Here is a 17,705-nt window from a genome sequence, read left to right as displayed (position 1 = left end):
CCTTACGGGGCTTTTTGTTTGCAACCGTATCAGTATTGGGTGCAAAAATCACACGATTGAATATGTTTCAATCCCCTTACGGGGCTTTTTGTTTGCAACAAATCTAAGCACCAATAGAAAAAGCCCCCGGCGGTAACGTTTCAATCCCCTTACGGGGCTTTTTGTTTGCAACTTGCAGGAGTCCATGCGGATGATCAACAACCAGACCGGTTTCAATCCCCTTACGGGGCTTTTTGTTTGCAACAGCATACCCCGTTAAACACCGTGCTGTACAGGGGTGCTGGGGGGGGTATTTATGAGAAACCGGAGTTATCCACAGCCCCCCTGTGGATAACTGGGGTAAAAAGTGTGTTTTTTGCGATGAGGGCTTACTTTCCCGCACTTTTAGATTTTTTGTGGCGTGGGTTTGCCTTTTTTATCGCAAAAGCTGGTTTTCAAAGTGCATTGTCGAATTGCTCGACACCAGCATTATAACATTTTGCGCAAAACATAATGGGTTATTTGGTGAAAGTGCTTCCATGCTGTACTGGACTGGTTTTAGGTTGGGTTTAGTGTGTGGTGAGGTGCGATCGCGCAGGCGTTTTTGGTGGGTGAGGCGGGGTTTACGCTCTTTGTAACGGGTGTCGGACGGGGGCGGGTAGGGGTAGTATTTGGGCATGGTTGCCGATCTTTCTCCGGCCCAGGTGCGGGCGGCTATCCAGCAGTACCTGCTGGACGCGCTGCCCAGGCCCGAGGCGGCTACCCGCCTCGAGCTGGCCCAGTTTGCCCGGATGCTGCGCGACTACCCCGAGCGCGGCGGCAAAATGCTGCGGGGTTCGCTGCTGGTGTACACCGGGCTGGCCTATGGGGCTTCGCTGGAGGGGGTGCTGCCCATTGCGGCGGCGCTCGAGCTCTTCCAGAACTGGGCCCTAATCCACGACGACATCGAGGACGCTTCCGACGAACGGCGCGGCAAACCGGCTTTGCACAAGCTGTACGGGGTGCCGCTGGCCCTCAATGCCGGGGATGCCCTGCACGCCCGGCAGTGGGCCTTGCTGGTGGAAGCGGGGGCTTCCCGGGCGGTGCTGCTCGAGTTTGTGCACATGGTGGAACAAACCGCGCAGGGACAGCACCTGGAGATGAGCTGGATGGAGGGCCAGCGCTTCGACTTGGGTGAGCCAGACTACCTGGAAATGGTGGGCCAGAAGGCCGCCTACTACACCGCGGTGGCCCCGCTGCGGCTGGGGGCGCTGGCCGCCGGAGCAGAGCCCCCGGCTGCCTTCACCGAGGCCGGGATGAAGCTTGGGATCGGGTTTCAGATTGTGGACGATGTGTTAAACCTGATGGGCGACCCCACCAAGTACGGCAAGGAAATTGCCGGCGACCTGTGGGAGGGCAAGCGCACCCTTATTTTGCTGCGCTTTTTGCAGCAGGCCAGCCCCGAGGAACGCCGCCGGGCCGAGGCCCTTTTGCGCATTCCCCGGGAGCAAAAGCCCGCCCCGGAGGTGCACTGGCTGCACCAGCGGCTGTTGCAGTCGGGGGCAGTGGCCCAGGCCCAGCAGGTGGCCGAGCGGCTGCTGGCCGAGGGGCTGGCCCTGCTGGGGCCGGCGCTGCACGGAGCCCCACGGGGTGCTTATGGGGGCTTGGTGCTGGAAATTCTGCAAAGCCTGGTGCGGCGGGAGGCCTGAGCCCGCCCAAGGTAATCCAGTCCAGGTTTACTAGTACTATAAAAAGTATACTGCTAACATGGAGCCCAAGCCTTTTGAAATTGGCCTCTACACTTTTGTAGAAAACACCCCCGACCCCCATACCGGTCAGCTTCAAGACCCCGCCCAGCGCATGCGGGACTTGCTCGAGCAGGCCCATCTGGCCGATCAGGTGGGGCTGGATGTTTTTGCTGTGGGCGAGCACCACCGCGAGGAGTACCTAGCCTCGGCCCCAGCGGTCGTTCTGGCCGCCATCGCCGAGCGCACCCAGCGCATCCGGCTTTCCAGCGCCGTTACCGTGCTCAGCTCCGACGACCCGGTGCGGGTTTTCCAGCAGTTCGCTACCCTGGATCTGCTCTCGGGCGGCCGGGCCGAGATTATGGCCGGGCGGGGTTCTTTTATCGAGTCGTTTCCGCTGTTTGGCTACGATCTGGACGATTACAGCGCGCTGTTTGAGGAGAAGCTCGAGCTTTTGCTAAAAATCCGCGCGCAGGAGCGCGTGACCTGGAGCGGCCGCTTCCGCCCCGCCCTGCACGACCAGCCGGTTTATCCCCGTCCGGTGCAGAACCCCCTGCCGGTCTGGGTGGCGGTGGGCGGCACACCCCAGTCGGTGGTACGGGCCGCCACGCTGGGTTTGCCCATGGCCTTAGCCATTATCGGCGGGATGCCCGAGCGCTTTGCCCCCCTCTTTGAGCTGTACCGCCAGACCGCCCGGCGGCTGGGCCTACCCCCCCAGCCCCTTTCCATCAATTCGCACGGTTTTATCGCCGACGACCCCCGGGAGGCCCTCGAGCTGGCCTACACCAGCAGCAGCTACATCATGAACCGCATCGGACAGGAGCGCGGCTGGCCCCCCCAGAGCCGCGCCCAGTACGAAGCCTCCACCGGCCTGCGCGGGGCCAACTTTGTAGGCCACCCCGAACAGATCATCGAGAAAATCCTGTTCCAGCACAAAATTTTCGGTCACCAACGCTTCTTGCTCCAGCTCACCGTGGGCACCCTCCCGCAGCGCAAGGTTCTGCGGGCCATCGAGCTGCTCGGCACCGAGGTAGCGCCGGTGGTGCGGAAGGAGATCGCTCAACGAACGAGCCCGTCGGTCACCTTCTCTTGAACTCGGGGATCACCCGCCGCATAAACTGGTCGAACAGTGGAACGGTAAAGGCTATCTCACCATGTGCGGGGCTGTAAATCATGCCCTTCTTGATGAGTTTAGCCCGCACTGGGCTGAGACTGGTGGTTTTGACCTCGAGCAGCCCAGCCACCTCGCCAACGCGGTACGGCCCCTGCCCAAGCTCAGCCATGGCCCGCAGGAAGTCTTTTTCACCGGGCGTAAGTCGGTCGAAGCGCACCCGAAAGAAGCTTTGATCCAGGTGTGTGATGACCTTGGTCGTGGCGGCCCGGACAATATCCAGGCTGATGGGACTACGCTCGGCCAAGTTCCAGCACCAGTAACCCCATACCTGCAAAAAGTAGGGATATCCCTTGGTTAACTCATAAATTTCTCGCAGCGCTTCGGGCTCGAACAACACACCTCGGGCCTGGGCAGGCTCGGCAAGGGCCCGCATGGCGTCGGCTTCCGAAAGCGCCCCCACTTCCAGAAAGGCAAACAGCCGCTCGGCATAGGACCTCGACTCGCCTGCCAGCCCAGCCAGGATGGGCAGACCAGCCCCTATCAGGACGATGGGTAGCTGGCGCTGTTGCACCTTGTGCATGGCCATGATCAGGGCGCCCAGCTCTTTGGAGCTAAAGTACTGCACTTCATCTATTAGCAGCGCCACAGCAGCCTTGCGATCCTCGGCAGCTTCCCCAACAGCAACAAACAGGTTGGGCAGGTCTATTTCGATGTCCCCGCTATCGGCGCTGCCCTTGGCTGGCTCGATGTCCAGCCCGATGCTAAAATCGCCCATCGAAACCTTGATGGCCCCCACAAAACTCCGCAACACTGCCAGGGCCCGCTTGACCCGGTCGCCCGCGCCCGCGAGCCGATCCAGTTCGTACAACAGGGTTCGGAGATGGGGCGATAATAGAACGCCGAGGGGTTTGTCCTCGAGGGCCTCGAGCAAGAGGGTGTGGTAAAGGTGTTGGCGTGCAATCCGCTCGATCTCGTTGAGCAGAACCGTCTTACCCACCCCCCTCAGCCCGGTTAGGATCACACTCTTCTCGGGCCGCCTCTGTCTGACCCGACCCAGCAAAACCCACGCTTGGTCGAGGATCTGGTCACGGCCCACCAACTCTGGCGGTGGTGCGCCTGCTCCTGGGGAATAGGGGTTCTGGATGGGATCCATGGCTTGAACCTATATACGATTATACAAATTTATAGGGGTTTATAATGGCTTATAGCGATTTTTCATTATAAACTCTTATAAATTCGTATAAGCACCCGCGCCTACCCAGCCAAGCCCACCTTAGAGCCCGTCACGGCGCCGCACCACCAGGGCCACCCCCACCGCCGCTAGCCCCATCCCCAGCAGGGCCAGCACCCCCAGCCGCTCGCCAAACAAAAAGTAGGCTTCCAGCGCGGTGGCCGGGGGCACTAGGTAGAACAGGCTGGCCACGCGGCTGGCCGAGTTGTGCCGGATCAGGTACATCAGGAGCAGAATGGCCCCCACCGAGAGCACCAGCACCAGCCAGGCCATGGCCAGGATGAACTGCGGCGTCCACTGGATCTGCATGGTCTCGTGAAACAGAAGAGCCAGGACAAACAAACCCACCGCCGCCGCCACATACTGCACCACCGTCCCGCCAATCAGGGGCATCTGTACGGCAAAGCGCTTCTGATACAGCGTGCCCAGCGTGGTGGAGAGCAGGGCCAGGACGATGGCCACAAACGCCGAGGGCTCGATGTGCAGGACTCGAGCGTCCAGGGCTTTCTCCCCCACCACCAGCCCCACCCCCCCAAAGCCCAGCAGCAGCCCGGCCCACTGCACCGCGCTCACCCGCTCGCGCAGCAGCGGCTGGGCCAGGAGGGCGGTCAGGATGGGCTGCAAGCCCACAATCAGGGCCGCCAGCCCGGCCGGCATCCCCCTCGAGATGGCAAAAAACACCCCGCCCAGATAGCCCGCGTGCAGCAGCAGCCCCGAGACCCCAATGTGCAGGTTTAGGGCCCAGCCCCTGGGCCAGGCCGAGCGCAGCACCCCGGCCAGCGCCGAAAGCAACCCCACCACGATCAGCATCCGCACCCACAAAAAGGTGAAGGGCTCGGCGTAGGGCAGCCCAAACTTGGCCCCCACAAAGCCGGTGCTCCACAGGAGCACAAAAATGATCGGGGCCCAAAGAGCAAGCCTCATAACCCCGCCGAGCGCAACAGCCACAGGGCCAGCAGCCCCACCCCAATGGTGAGCAGCGCGTTCTTGAAACGCCAGGCTACCAGCGCGGCAACCAGCCCGGCCCACAGCTCGGGATGCGCTGGCCCGGCCCACTGGCCGTTGTGCGTAAGCAAGGCCGGGAAGACCAGCCCCGCTAGGGTTGCGGCGGGCACGTAGCGCAGGCCTTGTTGCACCCGCGGGGGCAGCCTGAAGCGCTCGAGGAGGGCCATGGGGTAGTAGCGCACCGCAAAGGCGATCAGGGCGAGCCCCAGAATGTTGAGCCAGATATCAAGTGAGGTCATGTCCTATAGAAAAAGCAGTCGTGCTTTGAGGTGGTGAGGGTTTTTGGTTCGTCAGGGCCCTTCTTTCATCTCCTGCGGTGCATCCTCCCATGCCCGGCCCCTCCTGCGGTTCTCCAGCCAGACCCCCGCCGCAATGCCCGCGACCGCGCCGACAAACAGCCCCGCGCGGTAGGGCAGGCCGACCAAGGCGGTGGCCACCAGGCCGCCCACCAGGGCGGCGGCGAGGCTGGGGCGGTCGTGCAGGGCGGGAAGCAGGAGCACCATAAAGCCCAGCGGGATGGCGAACTCGAGGCCCCAGCGCTCGGGAACCCGCGCTCCCAGCAGCGCACCGAGGTAGGTGCTACTCACCCAGGCGATATACTGCGGCACCCCCCCGCCCAGAAAGTACCACGGCGTGAAACTGGGGCCCAGCTGCCGGTAGCGCCCTATGGTAAGGGCGAAGTTCTGATCCACCAGCAGGAAGGCCGCCAGGGGTTTGAGCCAGCCCCGGAAGGGCTCCAGGTGCCGGGCGATGGCCGAGGAGTACATCACGTAGCGCAGGTTGACCACCAGCCCGGCCAGCAGCACCAGGGGAACCGCCGCCCCCGAGTGCATTAGCTGCAGCGCCACCAGCTGCGAGGCCCCCGCGAAGACCAGGGCCGACATCAGGGTGATCTCGAGGGTGCTCAGCCCCGCCTTGAGCCCGGCGATGCCGGTGACCAGCCCGAAGGGAATCACCCCGATGGTCATCGGCAGTATCTCCACAAAACCCCGCCAGAAGGCGGCTTTCGGGCTGTTAAGGGAAGGGCTCACAGCCGCGCCTCCATCTGCGCTGGGGTCAGGTTGGAGCCGCACAGCACCGTAGCAACCCGCTGTCCTTTGAACTGGGGGTGGGCCAGCAGGGCCGCGATACCGACTGCGCCCGAGGGCTCCAACACCAGCCCCAGATGCTGATGCACAAGCCGCATGGCTTGCAGGATGGTGGGGTCTTCGACCAGCAACACCTCGTCCACCAGGCCTTTCAAGTCTTGCAGGGCTTCGGGCACCGGAATCCGCACCCCGATGCCATCGGCAATGGTGGTGATAGAAGGGGTCTGCACCAGGGTTCCGCTGCGCCAGGATTGTTCCATCGCCGGCGCTCCGGCAGCACTCACCCCTACCACCTGTACCCTCGGAGCCAGGGCCTTGACCCAGCGGGCGATACCGGCAATCATCGCACCGTTGCCCAGAGGAATCAGCAGGGTATCGAAGGGTTTGGGGTAACGCAGCAATTCCAAGCCCATCGTGGCCGCGCCTTCGGAGAGTTCTGGTTTGTGTCCATCTTCGACAAAAGGCAGCCCATGTGCAGCCGCATATTCCTTGGCGACCAGCTTGGCCGCATCGAAGTCTTCCCCCACCAGCCGCACCGTTGCACCCAGGGCCTGCATCCGGGCAATCTTAAGCGGATTGGCATAGACCGAGGTAAAAACCGTTTGTCGGATGCCCTGCTTACGTGCGGCGTAAGCCATACCCTGGCCAAAGTTGCCCGCTGAGGCACAGATCACCTCGAGCAGGTTGGGGTTGCGCACGAAGAAATAGTCGGCCCCCCGCCCCTTGAAGCTGCGGATGGGGTTCAGGGTCTCGACCTTGACCACCAGCTCGAGGCCCAGCACCTCGCCCAAACTTTCGGCGGGGAACTGGGGCGTGTTTAGAAAAACCGGATCAATGACCTGGGCCGCCTGCTGGATATTTTCAAGCTTCAGCCGATGGGGAATGTCCGAGACCCCAAGCGCGGTTCGCACATAGCTCGAGCCATTGGCTTCACGGGTTAGGAAACCCCGATCCACCAGCTCGCGGCGCAACAAGGCCCAGTCCTCGAAAGTGTGCCAGGCTTTCAGGAGGAGATTGATTTGCGTCTCGTTGTAACTTTGACCCGACTGGAATTTCGCTGCCAGATATTCGACCACCGCCGTTTTCTCGGCGGGCTTTGTAGGCCAGCGCTCCACTTGAGCAAGATCGTTGAGCAGGTGTTGGAGAGCATTCATGGGCGAAACACCCCCGAAGGGAGAACCTTCCGCAATGGGGGGCTTCGGTCTTGGGGCTGTCTTTTTAGGCGGGTTAGGGCGTTGTGGAAATGGCGATTGAGGCGTTGTTCGGCCTGCCGAATATCCCCTGCCACCACAGCTTCGATAATTCCGGTGTGCTCTTCTACCGAGACCAAGCCTAGTTGGGGGCTGCCAAAGTAGGTCAGCTCGAGGCGGTGGTGCTTCACCCGCAGGCCGCGGATGATCTCCATCAGTTCGGGATTGCCGCAGTGGCGCACATATTCGTCGTGAAAAGCTGTGTCGGCTTCTACCGCTGCAGGAATGTCGGCATTTTTGAGCGCGGACCGGAGTGCCGCATTGGCTTTGCGCATGGTACTCAAGCTGGCTTTATCCAGCCACGGAAAAGCCAGCCGCAGGGCCAGCCCATCCAGCACCGCCCGGATGGGATAAATTTGCTCGGCTTCTTTCAGGTCTACCGGCTTGACCCGCGTCCAGCGGTTTTTGGCGGTCTCGACCAGCCTTTCATCCTCCAGGCGGCGCAGGGCCTCGCGCACCGGGGTACGGCTCACGCCCAGGCGCCGGGCCAGCTCCTGGTCGCGCAGTTGTTCACCCGGCTCGAGCACCCCCTGCACAATCCAGTCGCGCAGTTGGGCATACACCGACTCGCGCAGGATGGGGCGCTCGAGGGTCGGGGTGGTTTCGGGGATGGGCATATTTTTCCTTTCGGTTCGGGATGTTGTTCCTGTACCTACTCCGCCGAGGTGTGCTGAGCTATGGCGAGACCCCCGCGGGTTGGTGAGATGTAATATATCACATCCTGCTCTCAGGCGCAGCCAGCCGGGCAAATTGGGGTTGGTAATGATAGGCTGAATCCGATGGCTTATACGGTTCAAGACCCTTCTGGAGAGGCTGCCAAGGCTTTTGGAGCCTACTACACCGACGCAACCGTCGCCGACTTCCTGGTGCGCTGGGCTGTGCGTGCGCCGGCGGATACCGTCCTGGACCCTTCCTTTGGCGGGGGTGTTTTTCTGCGAGCGGCACTCCAGCGGCTCTTGCAACTGGGCGGCAACCCGAGAAATCAGATCTTCGGTATCGAAATTGACCCTGCCGTTCACGTCCAGACCCAGAAAGTTCTGGCCGAACAGGGCGGTATCTGCCCCTCCAACCTGATTTGCAGCGATTTCTTCGAGGTATCGCCGGGCCGGATACCCGCCCCCACCGCCGTGGTGGGCAATCCACCCTTCATCCGCTATCAGCGTTTCTCAGGGGAGGGGCGGGCCCGGGCGCTGGCAAAAGCCGCCTCCGAGGGTGTTGTGTTGAGCCAGCTATCGAGTTCCTGGGCACCGTTTCTGGTGCATTCGGTGGCCCTGCTCTCGAAGGACGGGCGCTTGGGCATGGTCATTCCCACGGAACTCCTGCACGCCGCCTATGCCAGGCCGCTGCTCGAATACCTGGCGGACCGTTTTGAACGGATTACCCTGGTCACTTTTAGAGAACGGCTTTTCCCCCACCTGAGCCAGGACACCCTGCTCTTGCTTGCCGAGGGAAAAGGCAGCCGGGCTTCCCACTTCCATCTGCTCGATTTAGCAGCGCCTTCCGACCTGGAAAAACTCGAGCCCGGTCGCTGTCAAACCCAGCCAATCGAAGCACAGGAGCTGGCCTCGGGCCGTACGAGAACCATCGAATACTTGATTCCGCACAACGCCAGGGCGCTTTACCAGGAGTTAAGCCATTCCCCCCTGACCACGCGCTTGGGCGCACTGGCGGATGTGGGCATTGGCTACGTCACCGGGAACAACCTGTTTTTTCACCTGAGCCCCGGCCAGGTTGCAGAATGGGGCATTCCACCCCAGTATCTCAAGCCCGCTGTGCGAAGGGCTCGAGGGCTCAAGGGTCTAAGGTTTAGCGAAAGAGACTGGCAGGAAGCCCTGTCAACTGGAGAAGCAGGGTATCTGCTACATATATCCAGCCATGAAGATCTCCCAGATGGTTTACGGCGCTACCTCGCACACGGCGAAAGCCGGGGCGTACACCAGGCCTACAAATGCCGCGTACGCGACCCCTGGTACAGCGTACCCCAGGTCTACCTGCCGGATGCCTTTCTCACCTACATGAGCGGCAACTACCCGCGACTGGTGACCAACGACGCCCGCGCCGTAGCCCCCAATAGCCTTCACGTGCTGCGCCTTCGCTCAACCCAACTGCGTGCGGGTAGCCTGGCGGGCCTATGGCAGACCTCCCTCACCCGCCTGAGCACCGAGATTGAAGGCCACGCCATGGGGGGCGGAATGCTAAAGCTCGAGCCCGGCGAGGCAGAAAAAGTGGTGCTGGTCGCGCCCGGCCTGCCCCCAGAATCGCTCGAGGCCCTCTCCCAGGAACTGGACTCGCTGGTGCGCGCAGGCCGTATCGAGGCTGCCCAGAACCTGGCCGATGAGGTGGTTCTTGTCCAAGGACTCCGGCTGACCAGGGCAGAAATTGGGCTTTTGCGCAGTGCTACAAAAGCCCTCCAGGAACGTCGGTACCCCAGATAAACCGTTTCAGCGCGTTTCCAGCCTGACCCCCACGGTGGTACGCGGTTTGAACCCCGGCAAGCTGGGATTCAGGTAATTCGCCAGCTCGAGGTTATTTTGCAAAAAGCGCGCGAAAAAAGCGGTGGCAAAGTGCTTGACCAGGTCGTGGGCACGCTCCATGTCCCACACCGGCTCAAAGCAGCGCCAGTAGTCCTCTTCCCTACCCCGCACCTCGGGGGGGCACTCCACAAAGGGGTTGTGCTGGGCGGCGGCCAGGCTCAGGAGGTACTTTTCCTGCGAACCCGCCTGGCGGAAGTACTCCAGCGCGTCGCGCCGGTAGGTGGCCACATCGTCGGCCTCGCCTGCCGCTACAAACAAAGGAACCCTGAGGTTTGCCAGCGAGCGGGCCCCAATCCAGGGCTGGCCGTAGGGGGCCATGGCGAACACCGCTTTGATGCGGGGATCAGGCTGGACAACCTTGGCGCCGCGCTGGGCCTCGAGCTGCGCAAAAAAGGGCAGGGCAAAACAGGGCCCCTCGTTGTTGCTGGCCCGGCAGTATTGATTCAGGGCCGCACCATCCAGCCCCGCACCAGCTGCATTGATCACGCTGTAACCGCCATAGCTGTAGCCCAGCAGCCCCACGTTGCCGGCGTCCGCACTCGGAATCTGTTGGGCCACCGCGCCGATGGCAAACAGAATATCCAGCGGCCTATCCACAAGGCTGCTGATGTAGTTTGGCTGGGTCAGGGTCTGGTAGGTCGAGCCGGGGTGGTCGAGCGAGGCCACCACAAAGCCCCGGCTGGCCAGGTGCTCGTTCAAGTAAGCAAACTGAAAACGGGTGCCGGGCTGGCCGTGCGAGGCCACAATCAGCGGGAACCTGCCGCTGGCGGGCGCTGCGTCCCGGTTCGCGCGTCCAACGATCCGAACCGGGGTCTGCCCGATCACGCTCTGGTAGACCGTGCTTTGTTGGATTCCGCTGGCAGGGTACCAGACCTCGACGGTAATGCTTCGGTTTTGACGGCCTGGGTCGGTGAGTTGCAGGGTTCTGACCCCCACCACCGCGCTGCCTCGAGCGGCCAGGGGCGGTGCGTCCGGGCGTTTCACGCTCTCTCCTTGGGCCATCGCCATGCCGCTTAAAAGCAGCACCATTGCCAGGCGCCTTAGCATCCCTTGCACAGATTCCTTCCGGCTTCAGCTCACCCGCTCCACCCGGATCATGTTGGTGGTGCCGCGCACCCCAAAGGGCACCCCAGCAGCAATCACCACGTACTCACCCACCTCGGCTAGGCCGGTCTCTTTGGCTTTAGCCACCGCAATCTGCACCATATCATCGGTGTCTTTGGGGTCGGGGGCCAGCAGGGGCAGCACATCCGAGACCAGGGCCAGTTGGTTGCGCACGTGGGGGTTGGGGGTCAGGGCCAGAATCGGCACCGGGGGCCGGGTACGGGCCACCCGGCGGGCCGCCCCGCCGGTGGAGGTGAACACCACCACCGCCTTAGCCCCGGTGGACTCCACCACGTCGTCCACAGCTCGAGCGATGGCGTCCTGCACGGTGCGGGTGGCCGGTGGGCGCAGGGCGTTGAGGCGGTCTTTGTACTCCTGGGTGGCCTCGATGGTTCGGGCCACCCGGCTCATGAACGAGACTGCCTCTACCGGATACTGGCCGGCGGCGGTCTCGGCCGAGAGCATCACCGCGTCGGTGCCATCGAAGATGGCGTTGGCCACGTCCGAGGCTTCGGCGCGGGTAGGGCTGGGGTTTTTGATCATGGACTCCAGCATCTGCGTAGCTGTAATGACCGCCTTACCAGCCTGCACGGCTTTGAGGATAATGCGCTTCTGTACTGCCGGCACCTCCTCCAGCGGCATCTCCACCCCCAGGTCGCCACGGGCCACCATGATGCCGTCGGCCTCCTCGAGGATCTCGTCGAAGCGGGCCACCGCGCTGGGCTTCTCGATCTTGGCCATCAGCCGGGCGCGGGAGTTGTGGCGGGTCAGATAGTGGCGGGCCAGCAGCAGGTCGTCGCGGCTGCGCACGAAACTGATGGCCACCCAGTCCACATCCAGCTCAGCCCCCAGGGCGATGTCGTCAATGTCTTTATCGGTCAGGGCCGGGATCGAAAGGTCGGCCCCGGGGATGTTGATGCCCTTGTTGTTGGAAAGCCGCCCCCCCACCAGCACGGTGGTGTGGATGTCGTTGATGCGAACCTCATCCACCCGCAGCCGGATGTTCCCGTCGTCCAAAAGCAGAATCTGCCCCGGTGCTACATCGTTGGGCAGGCCCCGGTAGGTGGTCGAAACCCGGGTTTCATCCCCCTCGACAGGCTCAGTGGTGATGATGAATTTTTGCCCTGGCTGAAGCTCCACCGCCCCCTCGCGGAAGCGCCCGCAGCGTATCTTGGGGCCCTGCAGGTCTTGCAGGATAGCCACGGTGCGCTCGAGGGCGCTCGAGGCCTCCCGGATCATCTGCACCGAGGCCCGGTGGTCTTCAGGCACGCCATGCGAAAAGTTGAGGCGAAAAACATCGACGCCGGCCTCAATCAAGGCCCGAATCACCTCGGGTGAGCGCGAGGCGGGCCCCAAGGTGGCCACAATTTTGGTTCGTTTCAAAAGTCCCATAGTCTCGTCTCGGGCTGGTCCAAAGCCTTATTTTTTGAAGGCCCCAAAGCCCAGGAAGCGGGCTCCTGCGCCCAGTTCCTCTTCGATGCGCAGTAGCTGGTTGTACTTGGCCAGGCGATCCGAACGGCTGGCCGAGCCGGTCTTGATCTGGCCGGCATTAACCGCCACAGCGATATCGGCGATGGTGTTATCCTCGGTCTCGCCCGAGCGGTGCGAGAGGATGGTGGTGTAGCCGGAGCGGTGGGCCAGCCGGATGGCCTCCAGGGTCTCGGAGAGGGTGCCGATCTGGTTGACCTTGACCAGGATAGAGTTCCCCACCCCCAGCTCGATGCCGCGCTTCAGGATGGCCGGGTTGGTCACAAACAGGTCGTCGCCCACAAGCTGGATACGCCGGCCCAGCCGGTCGGTCAGGAGTTTCCAGGTCTCCCAGTCGTCCTCGGCCAGCCCATCCTCGATGGAGACGATGGGGTACTGGTTGACCCAGTCCTCCCAGTAGGCCACCATCTCCGGGCCGGAGAGCGACTTACCGTCGGCCTCGAGCACGTACCGTCCGTCCTGATAAAACTCCGAGCTGGCCGGGTCGAGGGCGAGGGCGATCTCCTGGCCGGGCTTGTAACCGGCCTTCTCGATGGCCGTGAGCAGCACTTCCACCGCCTCCACGTTCGACTTGAGGTCGGGGGCGAACCCCCCCTCGTCCCCCACGTTGGTGTTGTAGCCCTTGGCCTTCAAGACCGACTTGAGGGCGTGGAAGGTCTCGACCCCGGCCCGCAGGGCCTCCGAGAAGGTGGGCAGGCCGCCGGGCACCAGCATGAACTCCTGGAAGTCTACGTTGTTGTCGGCGTGCTTACCCCCATTGATCACGTTCATCAAGGGCACCGGCAGGGTCACCCCCTGCACCCCTCCCAGGTAGCGGTAGAGCGGCAAGCCCAGCCCGCTGGCCGCCGCATGGGCCGTGGCCAGCGAGACCGCCAGAATGGCATTGGCCCCCAGGTTGCCTTTGTTGGGGGTGCCGTCGAGCTCGAGCATGGTTTTATCCACGGCCTCCTGATTAAGCGCATCCAGCCCGATCATCTCGTCGGCGATGCGCTCGTTGATGGCCGCCACCGCCCGCAGCACCCCCTTACCCCCGAAGCGGGGGCCGCCATCCCGTAGCTCCACCGCTTCATGGGCCCCGGTGGAGGCCCCCGAAGGCACCATGGCCCGCCCGCGGGCCCCCGACTCCAGCACCACCTCGGCCTCGACGGTGGGGTTGCCGCGTGAGTCGAGTACTTCGCGTCCTTTGATCTCAACGATTGTGGTCATTGGTTTGTGCCTCCTTGCTGGAAACGCTTCTATTTCCCGCAACCGCTTAAGAGTCTACACCTCGAGGTCAGGGCTGCGTTCGTTGTAATGCAAACCTCAAACCCGCAGGGGAACCACTACCGCCAGATAACCCGTGTCCTCTACGGCCTGCACCACACTGGGGCTGGTAGGGCCGGACAGCTTGATCCGCACTGCACCTTCGATAGGAGCCAGCGCGTCAATCAAGTATTGGGCGTTGTAGGCCACCATCAGCTGGGGTTCACCCGAAGAATCAATGCTCAGTTCTTCCCTACCCCGCCCGTAATCCCCCTCGGCGTCAATGTCGAGTTTGCCATCGTTGAACAACAGGTTGACCCGGTGGTTGTTGCGATCGGAAAGGACCGCCACCCGCTTCAGGCTCTCGCGCAAAGCCTCGGCGGCCAGCGTAGCTTCCAGTACGAAACTTTGCGGAATTACCCGTGCATAGTCGGGGAACTCACCCTCCATCAGTTTGACCGCCATGCGCACGGACTCACCCACCAGGGTTAGGCTGCCCTCCCCCACTGCGAACGCAACCTCTCCCTGGGCGTCTTTGAAGACCCGCACAATCTCGTCGGCGCTGCGGGCCGGAATCACCAGCTTGCGGGTTTGTAGTTGTAGGGGCAGGTCGTAGCGGGCCAGCCGGAAGCCATCGGAAGCCACCGAACGCAGGCCATTGGGGGACATCTCGAGCTGCACCCCCCGGAAGATGGCCCGGTACTCCTCGGTACTGGCTGCGTAGCGCACACGGGTGATGGCCTGGGCCAGACGAGAAGCCGCAATTTTTTCGGTGCCCGGCTGGCTGAAGGAAAGCTCGGGGTAGCCATCCGGGCTGGTGGTAGAGAGTTGAGTGTTGAAGGCCCCCGAGTGCAGCTCGAGGCGCTCTCCTGTGGCGCCTGCGCCCGCACCTTTGACCCCCTCCGACCCCTGACCAAAAATTAGTTCAACCAGCTCGCCGGGCGCACTGCGGACGATTTGTGAGAAGGTCTGGGCCGGCACCAGCACCTGGCCCGAGCCCTGGATTTCGGCAGGCAGTCGAACTTCAATGTCCACCTCGCCGTTGGTACCACGTAGGGTCAGGCCGGTGTCGGACAGTTCGATGGGCAGGTAGGTCAGGATGGGGTTGGAGCTGCGGTTGGGAATGATCCGCTCGAGGATCGAGAGTCCTTCGGCAAGGGTACGTTTGGGGATGCGAACTTCCACACTGGCCTCCGTGTTGGGCAATTGGTCGGGGCGCTGGGCGTGAAGCGCGGCCCCGGTCAGCCTGAATATTCTAACAGTCAACCCAGCTTGCTGAAATCGGGTTTGCGCTTTTCGATGAAGGCGGCGAAGGCTTCCTTGGCTTCGGGCGAGGTTAGTTGGCGAATAAACAGTTCTCCTTCAGCCTGCATAACCTGTTCGATCTGGCTCAGGTAGGGCTGTTTGAGCAGACATTTGGTCAGACGCAAAGCCTGGGCGGGCCTCTCGACGAGCTTGTGGGCTATGCCCAGGGCGTGTTCGAGGAGTTGATGGCTGGGGACGATGGCGTTGACCAACCCAGCCGTCAGGGCTTGTTCGGCAGAAAACACCTCTCCGAGCAGCAGCATCTCGGCAGCCCGCTGGTAGCCTGCGATTTGGGGCAACAAGAGGCTCGAGGCGGCCTCGGGCACCAGCCCCAGGTTGACGAAGGGCAGCTGGAAGCGGGCCTCGGGGGTGGCGTACACTAGGTCGCAGTGCAACAGCAGGGTCGTTCCCACTCCAACCGCCAAACCGTCCACCGCAGCCACCAGGGGCTTCTCCAAGTGGCTCAGGGCATCCAGAAAGCGAAATACGGGGCTCTGGATGCCTGTAGGGGGGTTTTCCAGGAAGTCTTGGATATCGTTGCCACTGGTGAAGATCCCCGGCTGCCCTGTCATCAGCACCACCCGCACCGCCGGATCGCTGTTGGCCTTGTCCAGGGCTTGGGCCAGTGCACCATACATTTCTGCCGTGATGGCGTTCTTGCGCTCGAGGCGGTTGAAGCTGAGTTGCAGGATCCTGTTCTCTAAAACTTGCTCAACGTTGTGCATATAGCTCCTTGTGGTTAGGTCTTAAGGGGTTACTTTTGACTGGGTTCGGGTTGGCTAAAAACAGGCTCTTGAATTTAAATTCCTACTTCTTTTTAAAAATTTTAAGAATTAGTAATAGTAGTAGTAGGGGCTGTGGATATGTGGATAAGGGCTCTTAAACCCGCATCGGTATCGAATTCAGCCTGTGGATAAAGGGTATAAGGAATTGTGAATAAGCTGTGGATAAGCTGTGGATGGAATGGGGGCTTATCCACAGGCACGCCATGAACGTATTTATCCACAGGTCTATCCACAGGGTTATCCACATATTATTCACAGGGTTATCCACAGGTTAAATTAATTTGTCCACAGTTTTAAGCCCCTGAATTATGTTATCCAATTACTTAAAAATGCAATTGCGGACGGGGTTGTTAAGGTTCGATGGGCAAGGTGCATAAGAACCTGAATTGCTGAATTATCCACAAGGGGGTTGAGGCCTAGCGCAGCCGTTCCTTGATGCCTTTGAGGGCCTGTTGGAGGGTTGTTTCACTGTCAATACTCTCCTGAATTTTTTGGATGGCATAGAGCACTGTGGTGTGGTCGCGCCCATCAAAAAACTGACCGATCTCGGGGAGGGAGGCGTGGGTCATCTCGCGGATGAGGTACATGGCTATCTGGCGGGGAATTACCACCTCCTTGCGGCGGCCTGCGCCACGCAGCTCCTCCAGCTTGAGCCCGTAGTGATCGGCCACGGCTTTGAGGATTTCCTCGGGGGTAAGATGGGTCTCGGTGGCGGCAAACACATCGGAGAGGGCTTTAACCGCTACCGGCTTGCTGAGTTGCACCCCATTGAGTGAGGCATAGGCGATCACCCGCATTAAGGCGCCCTCGAGTTCGCGGATGTTGGATGTGATCTGTTTGGCAATATACTCCAGCACCTCCTCGGGGATGCGCATGTTGCGGTACTCCGAGTTCATCTTGAGGATGGCCACCCGGGTCTCGAGGTCGGGCGACTGGATATCGGTAATCAGACCCCACTCGAAGCGGCTGCGCAAGCGGGCCTCGAGGGTCAGGATGTCTTTGGGGGGGCGGTCGGAGGATAGGATGATCTGCTTGCGGGCCTCATAGAGGGCGTTGAAGGTATGGAAGAACTCCTCCTGCGTACGTTCCTTTCCCGCAATGAACTGGATATCGTCTACCAGCAGCAGATCCACCGAACGATAGCGGTCACGAAACTCGGTCATGCGGTCTTCCCGGATGGCATTGATCAGTTCGTTGGTAAAGGTTTCGGTGGAGACGTACTCTATTTTTTTGTCGGGGAAACGCTGGGCCACCGAGTGGCCTACCGCATGCATAAGGTGGGTCTTGCCCAATCCCACGCCGCCATAGATGAATAGCGGGTTGTAGGCATTGCCAGGAGATTCCGCGACCGCCACCGCAGCGGCGTGGGCGAGGTTGTTGTTCTGCCCGACCACAAAGTTCTCGAAGATGTATTTGGGGTTGAGCCGGGAACGCTGCTCCTGTGGTTTGGTCTGGGTGGAAGCGGCGAAGATATCCTCCTGTACCGGCTTGCCCGGCACCACCTTGAGCTCGAAGCGGGGGGTTTGGGCACCCAGGCGGGTCAGGGCTTCGGCAAGCAGTTCGGCGTAATGGTCCTCAATCCAACCCTTGAAAAAGGTAGTGGGCACACCCAGCTCGAGCGAACCGTTCACCACCCCCAGCGGTTGAATCTTCTCAAACCAGGTATGGTACTCCACTTCGGTGATGCTTTGGCGCACGTATTCGAGCACGTTTTGCCAGACAGTATTTTGGGTCAAGGCCAATCCTCCTGAATAGACAAGTTTGTACATTCTACTGAGTTATCCACAGGCTGGAAATGCCCTGTGGATAATCCCTGTACAGGTGTATGAAAACACGTTTTTATAGCCCAAAACCTC

15 protein-coding genes are annotated in these 17,705 nt (G+C 61.4%); 3 read left to right on the top strand and 12 right to left on the bottom strand.

What is annotated here, in order from left to right; translation table 11 throughout:
• Positions 1-656: 656 nt before the first annotated feature.
• Both WKI89_RS08160 and WKI89_RS08155 read left to right on the top strand, forming a co-directional pair.
• Complete coding sequence (locus WKI89_RS08160; protein WP_337868683.1) at positions 657-1,667, top strand: polyprenyl synthetase family protein; 1,011 nt, start codon at positions 657-659, stop codon at positions 1,665-1,667.
• Between the two features lie 58 nt (positions 1,668-1,725).
• Complete coding sequence (locus WKI89_RS08155; RefSeq protein ID WP_337868682.1) at positions 1,726-2,796, top strand: LLM class flavin-dependent oxidoreductase; 1,071 nt, start codon at positions 1,726-1,728, stop codon at positions 2,794-2,796.
• Here WKI89_RS08155 and WKI89_RS08150 read toward each other — a convergent pair.
• From WKI89_RS08150 to WKI89_RS08125, 6 genes are all read right to left on the bottom strand, one after another.
• The gene (locus WKI89_RS08150; RefSeq protein ID WP_337868681.1) at positions 2,783-3,970 is read right to left on the bottom strand and encodes an ATP-binding protein; all 1,188 of its coding nucleotides are present in this window, start codon (positions 3,968-3,970) and stop codon (positions 2,783-2,785) included. The two genes, WKI89_RS08155 and WKI89_RS08150, sit on opposite strands and share 14 nt — an antisense overlap.
• Before the next feature lie 120 nt (positions 3,971-4,090).
• Positions 4,091-4,972, bottom strand: a complete 882-nt coding sequence (locus tag WKI89_RS08145) for a DMT family transporter (RefSeq protein WP_337868680.1) — start codon at positions 4,970-4,972, stop codon at positions 4,091-4,093.
• Positions 4,969-5,292, bottom strand: a complete 324-nt coding sequence (locus WKI89_RS08140) for an AzlD domain-containing protein (RefSeq protein WP_337868679.1) — start codon at positions 5,290-5,292, stop codon at positions 4,969-4,971. The genes WKI89_RS08145 and WKI89_RS08140 overlap by 4 nt, the downstream gene beginning before the upstream one ends.
• Before the next feature lie 51 nt (positions 5,293-5,343).
• On the bottom strand, positions 5,344-6,084 hold the full coding sequence (locus WKI89_RS08135) for an AzlC family ABC transporter permease (protein ID WP_337868678.1): 741 nt from the start codon (positions 6,082-6,084) through the stop codon (positions 5,344-5,346).
• Positions 6,081-7,295: a pyridoxal-phosphate dependent enzyme gene (locus tag WKI89_RS08130; protein WP_337868677.1), complete on the bottom strand. Its 1,215-nt coding sequence runs from the start codon at positions 7,293-7,295 to the stop codon at positions 6,081-6,083. The genes WKI89_RS08135 and WKI89_RS08130 overlap by 4 nt, the downstream gene beginning before the upstream one ends.
• The gene (locus WKI89_RS08125; protein ID WP_337868676.1) at positions 7,292-8,008 is read right to left on the bottom strand and encodes a GntR family transcriptional regulator; all 717 of its coding nucleotides are present in this window, start codon (positions 8,006-8,008) and stop codon (positions 7,292-7,294) included. The genes WKI89_RS08130 and WKI89_RS08125 overlap by 4 nt, the downstream gene beginning before the upstream one ends.
• A gap of 162 nt (positions 8,009-8,170) precedes the next feature.
• On the opposite strand from WKI89_RS08125, the gene WKI89_RS08120 reads away from it, so the two are divergent.
• On the top strand, positions 8,171-9,826 hold the full coding sequence (locus tag WKI89_RS08120) for an N-6 DNA methylase (protein ID WP_337868675.1): 1,656 nt from the start codon (positions 8,171-8,173) through the stop codon (positions 9,824-9,826).
• A 6-nt stretch (positions 9,827-9,832) separates the two neighbouring features.
• Here WKI89_RS08120 and WKI89_RS08115 read toward each other — a convergent pair whose 3' ends face one another.
• The 6 genes from WKI89_RS08115 to dnaA form a co-directional block, all read right to left on the bottom strand.
• A complete protein-coding gene (locus tag WKI89_RS08115) occupies positions 9,833-10,909 on the bottom strand; it encodes a hypothetical protein (protein ID WP_337868674.1) in 1,077 nt (358 codons plus the stop codon).
• Positions 10,910-10,996: 87 nt separating this feature from the next.
• Positions 10,997-12,421 (bottom strand): pyruvate kinase, encoded by a 1,425-nt coding sequence (gene pyk / locus WKI89_RS08110; protein WP_337868673.1) that lies wholly within the window; start codon positions 12,419-12,421, stop codon positions 10,997-10,999.
• 27 nt (positions 12,422-12,448) lie between these two features.
• A complete protein-coding gene (eno, locus tag WKI89_RS08105) occupies positions 12,449-13,723 on the bottom strand; it encodes a phosphopyruvate hydratase (RefSeq protein WP_337868672.1) in 1,275 nt (424 codons plus the stop codon).
• Positions 13,724-13,819: 96 nt separating this feature from the next.
• Entirely contained in the window at positions 13,820-14,944 is a 1,125-nt protein-coding gene (gene dnaN, locus WKI89_RS08100) for a DNA polymerase III subunit beta (protein ID WP_337868671.1), read from the bottom strand.
• A gap of 77 nt (positions 14,945-15,021) precedes the next feature.
• Positions 15,022-15,789, bottom strand: coding sequence for an enoyl-CoA hydratase (locus tag WKI89_RS08095; protein WP_337868670.1), 768 nt, complete (start codon positions 15,787-15,789; stop codon positions 15,022-15,024).
• Positions 15,790-16,265: 476 nt separating this feature from the next.
• On the bottom strand, positions 16,266-17,618 hold the full coding sequence (dnaA, locus tag WKI89_RS08090; RefSeq protein WP_337868669.1) for a chromosomal replication initiator protein DnaA: 1,353 nt from the start codon (positions 17,616-17,618) through the stop codon (positions 16,266-16,268).
• Between the last annotated feature and the right edge of the window lie 87 nt (positions 17,619-17,705).

Source organism: Meiothermus sp. (assembly GCF_037443965.1).
Taxonomy (GTDB): Bacteria; Deinococcota; Deinococci; order Deinococcales; family Thermaceae; genus Meiothermus.
The sequence above is the reverse complement of the archived record's forward strand: the minus strand, read 5'-3'. Positions and strand labels throughout refer to the sequence as shown.